Genomic DNA, 13,092 nt, shown 5'->3' with positions numbered 1-13,092 from the left:
AGCCGCTTGTGCCGCGGCAAAGCTTGCCACAAGCTGACCGAGGCCCCTTTTCGGGCGGGTCGAATGAGCCTAAGCGAATCGCCATGTTTTCTTCGCTCCGCAAATTGTTCCAATCCGAACCCGATCCGCGTGAGGCGCGCCGTCCGCTGTGGGACGCCGTCGTCGCCACCGCGCGCGCGCCGCACTGGTATGCGCAGGGCACGGTGCCCGACACGCTCGACGGCCGCTTCGACATGGTCAGCCTCATACTCGCGCTCGTGCTCCACCGGATCGACGAACACCCCGGACAGGCGCTCGCCGGCGTCCAGCTCACCGAATTGTTCGTGAACGACATGGACGGGCAGATGCGCCAGATCGGTTTCGGCGACATGGTCGTCGGCAAGCAGGTCGGGCGGATGATGAGCGCGCTCGGCGGCCGTCTCGGCGCCTATCGCGCCGCCGACGGATCGGCGGAATTGCGCGAGGCGCTGATCCGCAACCTGTGGCGCGGCAATGCCCCCTCCGAAGCAGGGCTGGCGCATGTACTGGCCGAAGTCGCGGCGCTCCGCGCGGCGCTCGCGGCGACGCCGGTGTCCGAACTGGTCGTCGCCGGCCGGCTGGACGGAGCGCGGGCATGACCGCCCCCGAATTCTCGCTGATCGTGACGCTCGCCGATGCCGCGCATGGCCGGACGATCGCGGTGGAAGCCGACGCCGGCGCGCGCGAAGCCGTCGCCCGCCGGCTCGGCCTTGTCGCGCTCGACCGCTTCGTCCTCGCTGCCGAAGTGCGTGCGATCGCGGGCGGGATCGCGGCCAAGGGCGAAGTGACCGCCGACGTCGTGCAGGCGTGTGCCGCGACCGACCTGCCCGTCCCCGCGACGATCGCCGAACCCTTCGACCTGCGCTTCCTGCGCGACGTCGATGCGCCGGCGAGCGAGGAGGAAGAGATTGAGATCGGCAGCGACGACCTCGACCTGCTGCCGCTCGAAGGCGACCGGATCGATTTGGGCGAAGCAGCAGTGCAGACGCTGTCGCTCGCGCTCGATCCCTTTCCGCGCCACCCCGACGCCGACCGCATCCTCACCGAAAAGGGCGTGCTCAGCGAAGAGTCCGCAGGGCCGTTCGCCGCGCTGGCAAAGCTGCGCGGCAAGCCCGGCGCCTAGCGGCTCTCGTCGGGCGCGGGTTTCGCCTCGTCCTCGACCAGATCGGCGACGGCGGCGTCGAGCCCCGACTCCTCTTTCGCTTCCGGCGTTTCGGCAGCGGATTCCTCGGCCGCCTTTTCGTCGCGCGTCGGGGGCAGTGCGCCGCCGAGCGCATTCGCCAGGCCTACGAGTTGTTCGCCGATCACCTTGTCGACCGCGGGCGCGATCTCGGCGACCTTGAAGCGCATATAGCCGCCGACGACATAGTCGAAGCGCAGCGCGCTGCCGGTCGGGGTTTCCTTGATCTGGATCGTCAGCGTGGCGTCGAGCGCCTCGCCCTGCAGCGGGCCGAAGGCGCCCGACAGGCGCAGCAGCTCGTTCGGCTTGGCGAAGAGTATCCGCGCGTGCTGAACGCTGCCGACGCCCGACCCGGTGTCGGGCAGTTTCTCGCAAAAGCAGCCGCCGGCCTGCGAATCGAGCCAGAAGTTGGCGGCGTCGCCCGACCAGCTGTGATCCTTCGACCACCAGTTCTGCGGCATGCGGAGCATTTTCCACACGTCTGCCGGGGTTGCGGGGACCTGTGCGGTGTGCGCGACGGTGAAGCCGATCTCGCCCTGATCGATGACCTTGGCGTGCGCCGGCGCGGCGCAAAGGGCAGCAGGAAGCAGTGTGGTCAGCAGACCGGTCTTGAGAGTCATGGCTCGTCCCCCTTGCCGCCGGCCGGCTTCGTCGTTGCGAGCGAAGCGAAGCAATCCAGGGCGGCGTTGCACCGCTCTGGATTGCCACGCGCCCTTGGCGCTCGCAATGACGATTATCGTCGAGGGAAGAGCCGTTAGCCGGCTGTCGCGAGGATCGTTTCGATCGCGTCGTTGACCTGGTCGATCGGCGCCATGCCATCGACGTGCGTCACGATGCCGCGCGCTTCGTATATCGGCAGGATCGGCGCGGTCTTGGCGCGATATTCGGCCATGCGCGTGCGCACCGTTTCCTCATTGTCGTCGGGGCGGCGCTTGAATTCATCGCTGCCGCAAACGTCGCAGACATTCTCCACCTTCGGGAGCTTGTAGCGGTCATGATAGCCGGCGCCGCATTTGGCGCAGCTGAAGCGGCCGGTGATGCGGTCGACGAGCGCGTCTTCCTCGACCTGCAGCTCGATCACATGGTCGAGCTTGCGGCCGCGGTCCGACAAAATGACGTCGAGCGCGTCGGCCTGCGCCGCGGTGCGCGGATAGCCGTCGAAGATCACCGAGACGTCGGGGCCGAGCGCGTCGAGCCGCTCGCCGATCAGGCCCGAGACGATCGCGTCGGAAACGAGCTCGCCCGCGTCCATCACCGCCTTCGCCTGAAGGCCGATCGGGGTTCCCGCCTTGACCGCGGCGCGCAGCATGTCGCCGGTCGAGAGCTGGACCATGCCATGCTCGTCCTCGAGCCGCGAAGCCTGCGTACCCTTGCCCGCTCCCGGCGGACCAAGCAGAATGATGTTCAGCGTCATGGGGACCCCTGTTTGCCCTACCGTGTCGCGAGTGCCGTAGCGGGCGCCTTAGCGCCGCGCAACGCCGCCTTTCAATTTCGCCTTCTTGATGAGGTCGCCATATTGATGCGCGAGCATGTGGCTCTGGATCTGGCTGATCGTGTCGATCGTGACGTTGACGACGATCAGAAGGCTGGTGCCGCCCAGTTGGAAGGGCAGCCCCGACTGCGCGATGAAATATTCGGGCACCAGACAGATGATCGCGAGATAGGCCGCGCCGATGACGGTGATGCGCGTCAGCACGAAGTCGAGATAGGTCGCGGTGTTCTTGCCCGGGCGGATGCCGGGGATGAAGCCGTTCTGCTTCTTGAGATTGTCGGCGGTTTCTTCGGGATTGAAGACGACCGCGACGTAGAAGAAGCAGAAGAAGATGATGCCCGCGGCATAGAGCGCCATATAGAGCGGCTGACCGTGCGCGAGATACTGGTTCAGCGTGATCAGGAAATCGCCGGTCGCGGTGTCGCCCTGGACATTCTGGCCCATCATCTGCGTCACCGTCAGTGGCATCAGCAGCAGCGACGAGGCGAAGATCGGCGGGATGACGCCGGCGGTGTTGACCTTCAAGGGCAGGTGGCTGCGATCGGCCTGCATCACGCCGCGCTGCGTCGCGCGCTTCGGATATTGAACGAGGACGCGGCGCTGCGCGCGTTCCATGAAGCTGATGAAGGCGATGATGACGACCGCGCCGCCGATGACGGCGAAGATCGTGCCGCCGCCCATCGAGCCTTCGCGGACCTGCGTGAACATCTGCGCGAAGCTGCGCGGCAGCTGCGCGAGAATGCCCGCCATGATGATCAGCGAGACGCCGTTGCCGATGCCGCGGCTGGTGATCTGCTCGCCGAGCCACATCAGGAACAGCGTGCCGCCGACGATGCTGATGACCGCGCCGATGCGGAACATCATGCCGGGGTCGACGACCGCGGCGATGCCCTGGCTCGCACCGAGCGTTTCGAGCCCGACGGCGATGAAATAGCCCTGGATCGCGGTCAGCGCGACGGTGCCGTAGCGCGTGTACTGGTTGAGCTTCTTGCGCCCGCTCTCGCCCTCTTTCTTGAGCGCGGCGAGGCTGGGCGACAGCGCCGCCGCCAGCTGCACGACGATCGACGCGGTGATATAGGGCATGACGCCGAGCGCGATGATGCTCATGCGCTCGAGGCTGCCGCCCGAGAAAGTGTTGAAGATGTCGAGGACGCCGCCCGACGCCGCCTGCGAATAGAGGTTCGACAGCGCGACCGGATCGACCCCGGGCAGCGGCACGAACGACAGGAAGCGGAAAACGATCAGCGCGCCGATCGTGAACCAGATGCGGTTCTTGAGTTCGGTCGCTTGACCGAACTTCGAAAAGTTCAGGTTGGATGCAAGCTGGTCGGCGCGAGAGGCCATGGGTGTTTTCCTCGGATAGTCCGGACCGCGCCCCCCGCGACCCGGCGCCTATGTGCGTTCGACGGTCGCGAAGCGCAAGGGGAAAGGCCTATTATGAGGTGGGGCGGAGGCGATCGGGCCTTTCGCTCACCTGAAGCCCCTCCCCTTCAGGGGAGGGGTTGGGGTGGGGGCTGTCGCCCTTGCGCAAGGCCGATGGCCCCACCCCGCTCGACTAAGGCCCGGCTACGCCGGACCAAGTCTCACTGCCCCTCCCCTGAAGGGGAGGGGTTTAGGAGATTATTCCGCCTTCGCTTCAGCCGGAGCCGCGGGCAGCTCGACCTTGCCGCCGGCCTTTTCGACCGCTTCGATCGCGCCCTTCGACGCGCCGGCGACCGCGAAGCTGACCTTCGCGGTCAGTTCGCCCTTGGCGAGGAGGCGGACGCCGTCCTTGCCGCCGCGGGCGACGCCAGCGGCCTTGAGCGCGGCGTGATCGACGGTCTTCTTGGCGTCGAGCTTCTTTTCGTCGATCAGCTTCTGGATCTGGCCCAGATTCACGATCGCGAAGTCCTTCGCGAAGATGTTGTTGAAGCCGCGCTTCGGGATGCGCATGTGGAGCGGCATCTGGCCGCCCTCGAAGCCATTGATCGAAACGCCCGAGCGGCTCTTCTGGCCCTTCTGGCCGCGGCCGGCGGTCTTGCCCTTGCCCGAGCCGATGCCGCGTCCGACGCGCATGCGGCCCTTGCGGGCGCCATTGTTGTCACGAAGTTCGTTAAGCTTGATAGTCATGTCTTGCACTCGCTTTCGCTGTGTTCGCGCTATGGACCGAAAGCCACTTTGTCTTTTGGCCTAGTCCGGTTCGATTTCACTCGACGGCAGAAAGCCGGGATAGGGCCCGGCCTTCTCCATCACGATGGCCTGGGCGACATAGCCGCGGCCATCGACACTGGTGATCGAGGGGCTGCCGTGAAGCTGCCATCCCCGGTTGAGCAGCCCCTCGACCCGCGCGCAAAAGGCGGCGTCGTCGGGACCGGTCAACAGGCGATAGAGCTTCACTGCCGTTCAGCCCTCGACGACTTCCACCATGTGGGGAAGCTTGCGGATCATGCCGCGCACTTCCGGGGTGTCGACCAGTTCGACCTCGCGGTGCATCTTGCCCAGGCCGAGGCCGGTCAGGATGGCGCGCTGGCTCTTGGGACGACGGATCGGCGAACCGATCTGGCGGATCTTGATCTTCTTGTCGGCCATGGTCTTACTCCGTCACCGCCGCGGCTTCGGCCTCGGCTGCGCGGTCGGACGCACCGCCACGCTTGATCAGGTCCGAAACCTTCTTGCCGCGACGCTGCGCGACCGACTTCGGGCTGGTCTGTTCGCCGAGCGCTTCGAAGGTCGCGCGGATCATGTTGTAGGGGTTCGAGGTACCGACCGACTTGGTCACCACATCGGCAACGCCCAGCGATTCGAACACGGCGCGCATCGGGCCACCGGCGATGATGCCGGTACCGGCGGGCGCCGAACGCAGCGTCACATTGCCCGCGCCGAACACGCCGCGACCGTCGTGGTGCAGCGTGCGGCCGTCGCGCAGCGGAACGCGGATCATCGCCTTCTTCGCGGCAGCGGTCGCCTTCGAAATGGCTTCGGGCACTTCGCGCGCCTTGCCATGGCCGAAACCGGCGCGGCCCTTGCCATCGCCGACGACGACGAGCGCGGCGAAACCGAAGCGCTTGCCGCCCTTCACCGTCTTCGAAACGCGGTTGATGTGGACGAGCTTTTCGATGAGCTCCTCGCCGCCATCCTCGTCGCGCGGGCGACGGTCGTCGCGGCGGCCACGGCCACCGTCACGTCCGCCACGACCGCCATCGCGGCCACCGCCACGGCCGCGGCGCGGAGCCTGGCCTTCGGTCGGGGTCGGCGCCTCGGGGGCGGCGCCTTCGGCGTTCTGAATTTCGTCTGCCATGATTAGAACTCCAATCCGCCTTCGCGAGCCGCGTCGGCCAGCGCCTTGATGCGCCCGTGGAACAGGAAGCCGCCACGGTCGAACACGACCTGCGTCACGCCCGCCTTCTTGGCGGCGGCGGCGAGGCGCTTGCCAACGTCGGCAGCGGCCGCCGTGGTCGCGCCGGTCTTGCCGCGAACATCCTTGTCGAGCGTCGAGGCCGAAGCGAGCGTCTGCCCGGCAGCGTCATCGATGAGCTGTGCGTAGATGTGACGGCCCGAACGATGCACCGACAGGCGGGCACGGCCAGCGGCGCGCTGGCGGAGGGCGGTACGAACGCGCTGACGGCGTTTTTGGAAAGGGGTAAGATGTGCCATGGCTTACTTCTTCTTGCCTTCTTTGCGGAAGATGTACTCGCCGCGATATTTGATGCCCTTGCCCTTATAGGGTTCGGGCTTGCGCCAACGGCGGATTTCCGCCGCGACCTGGCCGACCTTCTGCTTGTCGATGCCGCTGATCTCGATCGTCGTATTGTCCGGCGTCTTAATCTCGATGCCTTCGGGCACCGCGAAATCGACATCGTGGCTGTAGCCGAGCTGCAGCTTCAGATTCTTGCCCTGTGCGTTGGCGCGATAGCCGACACCGGTGATTTCGAGCACCTTGGTGAAGCCCTCGGTCACGCCCGTGATCAGGTTCTGGACCAGCGTGCGCTGCATGCCCCAGAAAGCGCGCGCTTCACGCGTGTCGTTCGCGGGCTGAACCGAGATGCTGCCTTCGCCGACTTCATAGTTGATGAGGTCGGACAGCGGCATCGCCAGCGTGCCCTTCGGACCCTTCACCGACAGCTCGCCGCCGTCGATCGCGGCGGTGACACCGCCGGGGATCGTGACTGCCTTTTTACCGATGCGCGACATCAGAACACCTCCGCCAGCACTTCGCCGCCGACATTATGCTCGCGGGCTTCGGCGTCCGAGAGAACGCCGCGCGGGGTCGACACGATGGTGATGCCGAGGCCGTTGCGCACGATCGGCAGTTCTTTCGAACCCGAATAGATGCGGCGGCCCGGCTTCGAGACGCGGGCCACGTGGCGGATCGCCGGCTGGCCTTCGAAATATTTGAGCTCGATGCGGATGCCCTTGTGCTGGCCCTTCGCGCCCAGCGCTTCTTCGCTGTAGCCGCGGATATAGCCTTCGCGCTGGAGAACATCGAGAACGCGGACGCGCAGGGTCGAGGCGGGAGTCAGGACGCTGTCCTTCTTCGCCTGCTGGCCGTTGCGGATGCGGGTGAGCATATCACCCAGGGGATCGGTCATTGCCATCTTGTCAGTCCCTTACCAGCTCGACTTCACAACACCGGGGATCAGGCCCTTGTTAGCCAGATCGCGGAGCTGGATACGGCACAGCCGGAATTTGCGATAATAGGCGCGCGGGCGGCCCGTCAGCTCGCACCGGTTGCGGATGCGGGTCGGGTTACCATTGCGCGGGATTTCCGCCATCTTGAGGCGCGCGATCAGACGCTCGCCATCGTCGAGCGACGTGTCCGCCGCAATCGCCTTCAGCTTCGCGTAACGGCCGGCATATTTCTTCACCAGCTGCTTGCGACGCTCGTTCTTGTTCACCGAACTCAGTTTCGCCATGACTTAAGTTCTCTTTCCTTCTTGAAAGAGCCTGCCTGGTCCCGAAGGATCAGGCGGCTTCCTTTTCCTGCGCTTCGATCGGGAAGGGGAAGCCGAACAGCTTGAGCAGTTCGCGGGCTTCTTCGTCCGTACGGGCGGTGGTGGTGACGATCACGTCCATGCCGCGCACCTGGTCGATGCGGTCATAGTTGATCTCGGGGAAGATGATCTGCTCTTTCAGGCCCATGGCATAGTTGCCACGGCCGTCGAAGCTGGTCGCCGACACGCCGCGAAAGTCGCGGATGCGCGGCATCGCGATCGTGATCAGGCGATCGAGGAATTCATACATGCGTTCGCGGCGCAGGGTGACCTTGCAACCGATCGGCATGCCTTCGCGCAGCTTGAACTGGGCGATCGACTTCTTCGCCTTGGTCACGACGGGCTTCTGACCGGCGATCAGTTCCATCTCGGCAGCGGCCGCTTCGACCTTCTTCTTGTCCTGCGTGGCTTCGCCGACGCCCATGTTGAGCGTGATCTTCTCGATCTTCGGCACTTCCATCGCATTCTTGTAACCGAATTTCTCGGTCATCGCCTTGACGATCACATCGTCGTAGCGCTTGCGCATGCGCGGGGTGTAATTGTCAGCCATTGATCGTCTCCCCGGACTTCACGGCCACGCGGACCTTCTTGCCGTCCTTGGTTTCAAAACGAACGCGCGTCGGCTTGCCGGTCTTGGGATCGGCGAGCGCGACCTTGCTTGCGAACAGCGGCGCTTCCTTGCGTTCCAGGCCGCCCTGCGGGTTGGTCTGGCTCGGCTTGCGGTGGCGCGTGATGACATTGACGCCCGCGACGACGACCTTGCCGTCCTTCGGCAGGCTCTGCGTCACTTCGCCGGTCTTGCCCTTGTCCTTGCCGGACAGGATGACGACCGTGTCGCCCTTCTTGATCTTGTTCGCCATGGTCAGAGCACCTCCGGCGCCAGGCTGATGATCTTCATATAGCCGCGGCCGCGCAGTTCGCGGACGACGGGGCCGAAGATACGGGTGCCGATCGGCTCTTCGTTCTTGTTGACGAGCACGGCGGCGTTGCTGTCGAAACGGATCACCGAGCCATCGGCGCGGCGCACGTCCTTCGCGGTGCGGACGATGACGGCGCGATGCACGTCGCCCTTCTTCACCTTGCCGCGCGGCTGGGCTTCCTTGATCGACACGACGATCACGTCGCCGACGCCGGCGGTGCGACGCTTCGAGCCGCCGAGCACCTTGATGCACTGGACGCGCTTCGCGCCGCTGTTGTCGGCGACTTCCAATTGTGACTGCATCTGAATCATCGATGCATTTCCTTCTTCCTTGGCCTACCGGGATGCCCCGGCGGTTCCGTGAAAATCCAGACCCGCCCTGTTTCGAGAGCGGCCCCCGCCTGCGCGGGGGCTCCGGTCGCCTGCGCTTACGCTTCGGCGACCTTCGGCTTGCTGTGGGTGTCGACCTTGTCGAGCACCTTCCAGGTCTTCAGCTTCGAAATCGGCTTCGTTTCCTCGATGCGGACGGTTTCGCCAGCCTTGACGGCATTGTCCTCATCGTGGGCGTGATATTTTTTCGAGCGGCGGATGATCTTGCCGTACAGAGGGTGCTTCACCTTCCGTTCGACCTTCACCACGACGGTCTTGTCGCCCTTGTCGGACACCACCGTGCCGGTCAGAATGCGCTTCGGCATCGATAGTCTCCTTACTTCGCGGCCGAGCGCGCGCGCTCGGTCTGCTGCGTCTTGATGCGGGCGATCGAGCGCCGCACTTCCTTGACGCGCGAGGCCTTTTCAAGCTGGCCGGTGGCCGCCTGGAAGCGGAGGTTGAACGCCTCGCGCTTCAGTTCGCCAAGCTGTTCGGCGAGCTGGTCGTCGGTCTTGGCCTTGAAATCTTCGGTCTTAGCCATGTCCTTAGCCCTCCAGGTGCGAGGTGTCGCCGAGGCGGGCGATCACCTTCGTCTTGATCGGCAGCTTCATCGCGGCGCGTTCGAACGCCAGCGCGGCCACGGGGCCCGGAACGCCGTCGAGTTCGAACAGGATGCGGCCCGGCTTCACCCGCGCGGCCCAGAATTCCGGCGAACCCTTGCCCTTACCCATACGGACTTCGGCAGGCTTCGACGACACGGGGACGTCGGGGAAGATGCGGATCCACAAACGGCCCTGACGCTTGATCGCACGGCTGATCGCGCGGCGGGCCGCTTCGATCTGGCGCGCGGTGATGCGCTCGGGTTCCATCGCCTTCAGCCCGTAGGAGCCGAAGTTCAGGCTGGTACCGCCCTTGGCATTGCCATGGATGCGGCCCTTGAAGGCCTTGCGGAACTTGGTTTTTTTCGGTTGCAGCATGTCAGCAGTCCTTAGCGGCGATCTTCACGGGCCGGACGGACACCGGTCGTCTGCGCATCGAGCATCAGACGGTCGGTCGCCATCGGGTCGTGACCAAGGATCTCGCCCTTGAAAATCCAGACCTTGATGCCGCAGACACCGTAAGCGGTGTGCGCTTCGGCCTCGGCATAGTCGACATTGGCGCGCAGCGTGTGCAGCGGCACCCGGCCTTCGCGATACCATTCGGTGCGCGCGATTTCCGCGCCGCCCAGACGGCCGGCGCAGTTGATGCGGATGCCCTCGGCGCCGAGACGCATCGCCGACTGAACGGCGCGCTTCATGGCGCGGCGGAACGCGACGCGGCGTTCGAGCTGGTCGGCAATGCCCTGGCCGACGAGCTTGGCGTCGACTTCGGGCTTGCGGATCTCGACGATGTTCAGCGACACGTCGCTGCCCGTCATCTCACCCAGCTTCTTGCGCAGCTTTTCGATGTCCGCGCCCTTCTTGCCGATGATGACGCCCGGACGGGCGGCATAGATCGACACGCGGCACAGCTTCGCCGGACGTTCGATCACGACCTTCGAGATCGCTGCCTGCGGCAGGGTCTTGAACACATATTTGCGGATCTTGAGATCCTCGACAAGCATGCGGCCATAGTCCTGGCCCTCGGCGAACCAGCGGCTGTCCCAGGTGCGGTTGACCTGCAGGCGCAGGCCGATCGGATTGCTCTTCTGGCCCATCTTACGCCTCTTCTTCCTGTTCGCGCACGACGATGCGGATGCGGCTGAACGGCTTGACGATCCGGGTCGACTTGCCGCGGCCACGCGCGTGCCAGCGCTTCATCGAGAGCGACTTGCCGACGCTCGCTTCCTTGACGACGAGCGCGTCGACGTCGAGGTTGTGGTTGTTTTCCGCGTTGGCGACGGCGCTGGCGAGAACCTTGCGCACATCGACGGCCATCGCCTTCTTCGAGAAAGCGAGAACGTTCATCGCGTCTTCGACCTTGCGGCCGCGGATCAGCGCGGCAACGAGGTTCAGCTTCTGCGCCGAGCCGCGAATCTGCGTGCCGACCGAGAGCGCCTCATTGTCCGCAACGCGGCGGGGGGACTTTTCCTTGCCCATTAGCGTTTGCCCTTCTTGTCAGCCGCGTGGCCGGGGAAGAAGCGCGTCGGCGCGAATTCACCCAGCTTCATGCCGACCATGTCTTCATTGACCGACACCGGCACGAACTTGCGGCCGTTGTAGACGTTGAAGGTCAGCCCGACGAACTGCGGCAGGATGGTGGACCGGCGCGACCAGGTCTTGATCGGGGCAGTGCTGCCGCCGTCCTGGGCCGTTTCGGCTTTCTTGAGGAGATGGAGGTCCACGAACGGACCCTTCCAGACCGAGCGAGCCATGGCTTACCTCTTCTTCTTCGCGTGACGCGACCGGATGATCATCTTGTCGGTCGACTTGTTGTGACGGGTACGGGCACCCTTGGTCGGCTTGCCCCACGGGGTCACCGGATGACGGCCACCCGAGGTGCGGCCTTCACCACCGCCGTGCGGGTGGTCGACCGGGTTCTTCGCGACACCGCGAGTCAGCGGACGCTTGCCGAGCCAGCGGTTGCGGCCGGCCTTGCCCAGGTTGGTGTTCTGGTTGTCGGGGTTCGACACCGCACCGACCGTGCCCATGCACTCGCCGCGGATGTAACGCTGTTCGCCCGAACCGAGACGCACGATGACGAGGCCGCGGTCACGACCGACGACCTGTGCATAGGTGCCCGCCGAACGGGCGATCTGACCGCCCTTGCCCGGCTTCATCTCGATATTGTGGACGATCGTGCCGACCGGCATCTGCGACAATTCCATCGCATTGCCCGGCTTCACGTCGGTCTTCTTGCCCGCGACGACGGTGTCGCCGACACCCAGGCGCTGCGGCGCGAGAATGTAGGCGAGTTCGCCGTCTTCATATTTCACGAGCGCGATGAACGCCGTGCGGTTCGGGTCATATTCCAGACGCTCGACGGTGGCCGGCATGTCCCACTTGCGACGCTTGAAGTCGATGAAGCGGTACTTCTGCTTGTGGCCGCCGGCGATACCGCGCGAGGTCACATGGCCCTTGTTGTTGCGGCCACCGGTCTTGCGCTTGCCTTCGGTCAGCGCCTTGACGGGCTTGCCCTTCCAAAGCGACGATTTGTCGACGAGGATCAGGCCGCGCTGCGCGGGGCTGGTCGGATTATAGGATTTAAGTGCCATTTTTTCTGCCTCTTCCTACAATCAGACGCCCGTGGTGACGTCGATCGACTGGCCTTCGGCCAGGCGAACGATCGCCTTCTTCACGTCGCTGCGGGTGTAGGGCTTGCCCTTCCAGCGCTTGGTCTTGCCCTTGGTGACGAGCGTGTTCACGCTCAATACCTTGACATCGAACAGCGCCTCGACGGCGGCCTTGATGGCGGGCTTGGTCGCGTCGTTCGCGACCTTGAACACCACCGCGTCATTTTCGCTGAGCAGCGTCGACTTTTCGGTGATCACCGGAGCGAGGATCACGTCATAGTGACGCGCGTCGATGGTTTTTGCCTTAGCCATTGCAGCGGGCCTCCAGCTTTTCGACCGCCGCGCGGGTCAGGACCAGCGTGTCGGCACGGATGATGTCATAGACGTTGGCGCCAATGGCGGGCAGCGCGTCGACACCGATGAGGTTGGCCGAAGCCATGGCGAAGCTTTCATGCACCGCGTCGCCGTCGATGAAGAGCGCGCGATTGCCGAGTTCGAGCTTGCCGAGCTTGCCGGCGAGCGCCTTGGTCTTCGCGTCCTTGAGCTCGAGCGTGTCGAGAACGACGAGCTTGCCGCCCTTCGCCTTGTCGCTCAGCGCCATCTTCAGACCGAGGGTACGGATTTTCTTGTTCAGCGAGTGACCGAAGGTGCGGGCCCGGGGACCATGCGCCTTGCCACCGCCGATGAAGATCGGCGCCTTGCGATCGCCGTGACGGGCGGTACCGCCGCCCTTCTGGCGACCGAACTTCTTGCCGGTGCGGGCAACGTCGCTGCGCTCGCGCGCGGCGCGGGCGGGGCCGCGGCGCTTTTCGAGCTGCCAGGCGACGACGCGGTGCAGGATGTCGGCACGCGCATCGACGCCGAAGACGTCGTCGTTAAGATCGATGTCGGCGCCAGCCTTGCCATCGAGGGTCTGAACCTTGACCTTCATGA

General features: G+C 65.0%; 25 protein-coding genes. 2 read left to right on the top strand and 23 right to left on the bottom strand.

Translation table 11 applies throughout. The features are described from left to right. Nucleotides 1–83: 83 nt before the first annotated feature. Nucleotides 84–617, top strand: coding sequence for a ubiquinol-cytochrome C chaperone family protein (locus QZL87_RS17955; protein ID WP_295321745.1), 534 nt, complete (start codon nt 84–86; stop codon nt 615–617). Beyond that, nucleotides 614–1,141, top strand: a complete 528-nt coding sequence (locus QZL87_RS17950; protein ID WP_295321743.1) for a DUF177 domain-containing protein — start codon at nt 614–616, stop codon at nt 1,139–1,141. The genes QZL87_RS17955 and QZL87_RS17950 overlap by 4 nt, the downstream gene beginning before the upstream one ends. Here the strand turns inward: QZL87_RS17950 and QZL87_RS17945 are convergent. The 23 genes from QZL87_RS17945 to rplD all read right to left on the bottom strand — a co-directional run bounded on the left by QZL87_RS17945 (nt 1,138) and on the right by rplD (nt 13,090). Beyond that, nucleotides 1,138–1,818, bottom strand: a complete 681-nt coding sequence (locus tag QZL87_RS17945; protein ID WP_295321741.1) for a hypothetical protein — start codon at nt 1,816–1,818, stop codon at nt 1,138–1,140. The two genes, QZL87_RS17950 and QZL87_RS17945, sit on opposite strands and share 4 nt — an antisense overlap. 134 nt (nt 1,819–1,952) lie before the next feature. After that, entirely contained in the window at nt 1,953–2,612 is a 660-nt protein-coding gene (locus QZL87_RS17940) for an adenylate kinase (RefSeq protein ID WP_295321738.1), read from the bottom strand. A gap of 48 nt (nt 2,613–2,660) precedes the next feature. Next, a complete protein-coding gene (secY, locus tag QZL87_RS17935; RefSeq protein WP_295321736.1) occupies nt 2,661–4,034 on the bottom strand; it encodes a preprotein translocase subunit SecY in 1,374 nt (457 codons plus the stop codon). A 276-nt stretch (nt 4,035–4,310) separates the two neighbouring features. Next, nucleotides 4,311–4,799, bottom strand: coding sequence for a 50S ribosomal protein L15 (gene rplO, locus QZL87_RS17930; protein ID WP_295321734.1), 489 nt, complete (start codon nt 4,797–4,799; stop codon nt 4,311–4,313). A gap of 60 nt (nt 4,800–4,859) precedes the next feature. Beyond that, on the bottom strand, nt 4,860–5,066 hold the full coding sequence (locus tag QZL87_RS17925) for a DUF1737 domain-containing protein (RefSeq protein ID WP_295321731.1): 207 nt from the start codon (nt 5,064–5,066) through the stop codon (nt 4,860–4,862). Nucleotides 5,067–5,072: 6 nt separating this feature from the next. Further along, nucleotides 5,073–5,258 carry a 50S ribosomal protein L30 gene (gene rpmD / locus QZL87_RS17920; protein ID WP_037515666.1) on the bottom strand — a complete coding sequence of 62 codons (186 nt, stop codon included), beginning with the start codon at nt 5,256–5,258 and terminating at the stop codon, nt 5,073–5,075. Between the two features lie 4 nt (nt 5,259–5,262). After that, the gene (gene rpsE / locus QZL87_RS17915) at nt 5,263–5,967 is read right to left on the bottom strand and encodes a 30S ribosomal protein S5 (RefSeq protein ID WP_295321730.1); all 705 of its coding nucleotides are present in this window, start codon (nt 5,965–5,967) and stop codon (nt 5,263–5,265) included. Nucleotides 5,968–5,969: 2 nt separating this feature from the next. Next, nucleotides 5,970–6,323, bottom strand: coding sequence for a 50S ribosomal protein L18 (gene rplR, locus QZL87_RS17910; RefSeq protein WP_037556384.1), 354 nt, complete (start codon nt 6,321–6,323; stop codon nt 5,970–5,972). Between the two features lie 3 nt (nt 6,324–6,326). Then, on the bottom strand, nt 6,327–6,860 hold the full coding sequence (gene rplF, locus QZL87_RS17905; protein WP_295321729.1) for a 50S ribosomal protein L6: 534 nt from the start codon (nt 6,858–6,860) through the stop codon (nt 6,327–6,329). Beyond that, complete coding sequence (gene rpsH / locus QZL87_RS17900) at nt 6,860–7,264, bottom strand: 30S ribosomal protein S8 (RefSeq protein WP_037556380.1); 405 nt, start codon at nt 7,262–7,264, stop codon at nt 6,860–6,862. The genes rplF and rpsH overlap by 1 nt, the downstream gene beginning before the upstream one ends. 12 nt (nt 7,265–7,276) lie before the next feature. Further along, a complete protein-coding gene (gene rpsN / locus QZL87_RS17895) occupies nt 7,277–7,582 on the bottom strand; it encodes a 30S ribosomal protein S14 (RefSeq protein WP_037556379.1) in 306 nt (101 codons plus the stop codon). 49 nt (nt 7,583–7,631) lie between these two features. Beyond that, on the bottom strand, nt 7,632–8,210 hold the full coding sequence (rplE, locus tag QZL87_RS17890; RefSeq protein ID WP_037556378.1) for a 50S ribosomal protein L5: 579 nt from the start codon (nt 8,208–8,210) through the stop codon (nt 7,632–7,634). Beyond that, complete coding sequence (gene rplX, locus QZL87_RS17885) at nt 8,203–8,520, bottom strand: 50S ribosomal protein L24 (protein ID WP_037556376.1); 318 nt, start codon at nt 8,518–8,520, stop codon at nt 8,203–8,205. Before rplX ends, rplE begins: the two co-directional genes overlap by 8 nt. A gap of 2 nt (nt 8,521–8,522) precedes the next feature. Beyond that, entirely contained in the window at nt 8,523–8,891 is a 369-nt protein-coding gene (gene rplN, locus QZL87_RS17880; protein ID WP_011543078.1) for a 50S ribosomal protein L14, read from the bottom strand. A 116-nt stretch (nt 8,892–9,007) separates the two neighbouring features. Further along, nucleotides 9,008–9,274, bottom strand: a complete 267-nt coding sequence (rpsQ, locus tag QZL87_RS17875; RefSeq protein ID WP_295321728.1) for a 30S ribosomal protein S17 — start codon at nt 9,272–9,274, stop codon at nt 9,008–9,010. 11 nt (nt 9,275–9,285) lie between these two features. Next, nucleotides 9,286–9,489 (bottom strand): 50S ribosomal protein L29, encoded by a 204-nt coding sequence (gene rpmC, locus QZL87_RS17870; protein WP_037556372.1) that lies wholly within the window; start codon nt 9,487–9,489, stop codon nt 9,286–9,288. Nucleotides 9,490–9,493: 4 nt separating this feature from the next. Continuing rightward, on the bottom strand, nt 9,494–9,925 hold the full coding sequence (gene rplP, locus QZL87_RS17865) for a 50S ribosomal protein L16 (RefSeq protein ID WP_037515653.1): 432 nt from the start codon (nt 9,923–9,925) through the stop codon (nt 9,494–9,496). Nucleotides 9,926–9,936: 11 nt separating this feature from the next. After that, a complete protein-coding gene (gene rpsC, locus QZL87_RS17860; RefSeq protein ID WP_295321727.1) occupies nt 9,937–10,644 on the bottom strand; it encodes a 30S ribosomal protein S3 in 708 nt (235 codons plus the stop codon). Nucleotide 10,645: 1 nt separating this feature from the next. Continuing rightward, entirely contained in the window at nt 10,646–11,026 is a 381-nt protein-coding gene (gene rplV / locus QZL87_RS17855) for a 50S ribosomal protein L22 (protein ID WP_011543083.1), read from the bottom strand. Next, nucleotides 11,026–11,301, bottom strand: coding sequence for a 30S ribosomal protein S19 (gene rpsS, locus QZL87_RS17850; RefSeq protein WP_120221708.1), 276 nt, complete (start codon nt 11,299–11,301; stop codon nt 11,026–11,028). Before rpsS ends, rplV begins: the two co-directional genes overlap by 1 nt. A gap of 3 nt (nt 11,302–11,304) precedes the next feature. Further along, entirely contained in the window at nt 11,305–12,141 is an 837-nt protein-coding gene (gene rplB / locus QZL87_RS17845; RefSeq protein WP_037556366.1) for a 50S ribosomal protein L2, read from the bottom strand. A gap of 21 nt (nt 12,142–12,162) precedes the next feature. Next, nucleotides 12,163–12,471, bottom strand: coding sequence for a 50S ribosomal protein L23 (locus tag QZL87_RS17840; RefSeq protein WP_037556365.1), 309 nt, complete (start codon nt 12,469–12,471; stop codon nt 12,163–12,165). Next, on the bottom strand, nt 12,464–13,090 hold the full coding sequence (gene rplD / locus QZL87_RS17835) for a 50S ribosomal protein L4 (protein WP_295321726.1): 627 nt from the start codon (nt 13,088–13,090) through the stop codon (nt 12,464–12,466). Before rplD ends, QZL87_RS17840 begins: the two co-directional genes overlap by 8 nt. Nucleotides 13,091–13,092 lie beyond the last annotated feature (2 nt).

Origin of the sequence: uncultured Sphingopyxis sp. (assembly GCF_900078365.1) — a bacterium.
Taxonomy (GTDB): Bacteria; Pseudomonadota; Alphaproteobacteria; order Sphingomonadales; family Sphingomonadaceae; genus Sphingopyxis.
The sequence above is the reverse complement of the archived record's forward strand: the minus strand, read 5'-3'. Positions and strand labels throughout refer to the sequence as shown.

What these genes read in the sequence shown, in the direction of transcription:
- QZL87_RS17945 (WP_295321741.1), bottom strand. Translation starts at nt 1,818, where the DNA reads ATGACTCTCAAGACCGGTCTGCTGACCACACTGCTTCCTGCTGCCCTT.
- rplX (WP_037556376.1), bottom strand. Translation starts at nt 8,520, where the DNA reads ATGGCGAACAAGATCAAGAAGGGCGACACGGTCGTCATCCTGTCCGGC.
- rplB (WP_037556366.1), bottom strand. Translation starts at nt 12,141, where the DNA reads ATGGCACTTAAATCCTATAATCCGACCAGCCCCGCGCAGCGCGGCCTG.
- rplO (WP_295321734.1), bottom strand. Translation starts at nt 4,799, where the DNA reads ATGACTATCAAGCTTAACGAACTTCGTGACAACAATGGCGCCCGCAAG.
- rplD (WP_295321726.1), bottom strand. Translation starts at nt 13,090, where the DNA reads ATGAAGGTCAAGGTTCAGACCCTCGATGGCAAGGCTGGCGCCGACATC.
- rpsC (WP_295321727.1), bottom strand. Translation starts at nt 10,644, where the DNA reads ATGGGCCAGAAGAGCAATCCGATCGGCCTGCGCCTGCAGGTCAACCGC.
- QZL87_RS17950 (WP_295321743.1), top strand. Translation starts at nt 614, where the DNA reads ATGACCGCCCCCGAATTCTCGCTGATCGTGACGCTCGCCGATGCCGCG.
- rplF (WP_295321729.1), bottom strand. Translation starts at nt 6,860, where the DNA reads ATGTCGCGCATCGGTAAAAAGGCAGTCACGATCCCCGGCGGTGTCACC.
- rplP (WP_037515653.1), bottom strand. Translation starts at nt 9,925, where the DNA reads ATGCTGCAACCGAAAAAAACCAAGTTCCGCAAGGCCTTCAAGGGCCGC.
- secY (WP_295321736.1), bottom strand. Translation starts at nt 4,034, where the DNA reads ATGGCCTCTCGCGCCGACCAGCTTGCATCCAACCTGAACTTTTCGAAG.
- rplE (WP_037556378.1), bottom strand. Translation starts at nt 8,210, where the DNA reads ATGGCTGACAATTACACCCCGCGCATGCGCAAGCGCTACGACGATGTG.
- rpsN (WP_037556379.1), bottom strand. Translation starts at nt 7,582, where the DNA reads ATGGCGAAACTGAGTTCGGTGAACAAGAACGAGCGTCGCAAGCAGCTG.
- rpmC (WP_037556372.1), bottom strand. Translation starts at nt 9,489, where the DNA reads ATGGCTAAGACCGAAGATTTCAAGGCCAAGACCGACGACCAGCTCGCC.
- rpsS (WP_120221708.1), bottom strand. Translation starts at nt 11,301, where the DNA reads ATGGCTCGCTCGGTCTGGAAGGGTCCGTTCGTGGACCTCCATCTCCTC.
- rpsQ (WP_295321728.1), bottom strand. Translation starts at nt 9,274, where the DNA reads ATGCCGAAGCGCATTCTGACCGGCACGGTGGTGTCCGACAAGGGCGAC.
- rpmD (WP_037515666.1), bottom strand. Translation starts at nt 5,258, where the DNA reads ATGGCCGACAAGAAGATCAAGATCCGCCAGATCGGTTCGCCGATCCGT.
- QZL87_RS17840 (WP_037556365.1), bottom strand. Translation starts at nt 12,471, where the DNA reads ATGGCTAAGGCAAAAACCATCGACGCGCGTCACTATGACGTGATCCTC.
- rplN (WP_011543078.1), bottom strand. Translation starts at nt 8,891, where the DNA reads ATGATTCAGATGCAGTCACAATTGGAAGTCGCCGACAACAGCGGCGCG.
- rpsH (WP_037556380.1), bottom strand. Translation starts at nt 7,264, where the DNA reads ATGGCAATGACCGATCCCCTGGGTGATATGCTCACCCGCATCCGCAAC.
- QZL87_RS17955 (WP_295321745.1), top strand. Translation starts at nt 84, where the DNA reads ATGTTTTCTTCGCTCCGCAAATTGTTCCAATCCGAACCCGATCCGCGT.
- rplR (WP_037556384.1), bottom strand. Translation starts at nt 6,323, where the DNA reads ATGGCACATCTTACCCCTTTCCAAAAACGCCGTCAGCGCGTTCGTACC.
- rplV (WP_011543083.1), bottom strand. Translation starts at nt 11,026, where the DNA reads ATGGGCAAGGAAAAGTCCCCCCGCCGCGTTGCGGACAATGAGGCGCTC.
- rpsE (WP_295321730.1), bottom strand. Translation starts at nt 5,967, where the DNA reads ATGGCAGACGAAATTCAGAACGCCGAAGGCGCCGCCCCCGAGGCGCCG.
- QZL87_RS17940 (WP_295321738.1), bottom strand. Translation starts at nt 2,612, where the DNA reads ATGACGCTGAACATCATTCTGCTTGGTCCGCCGGGAGCGGGCAAGGGT.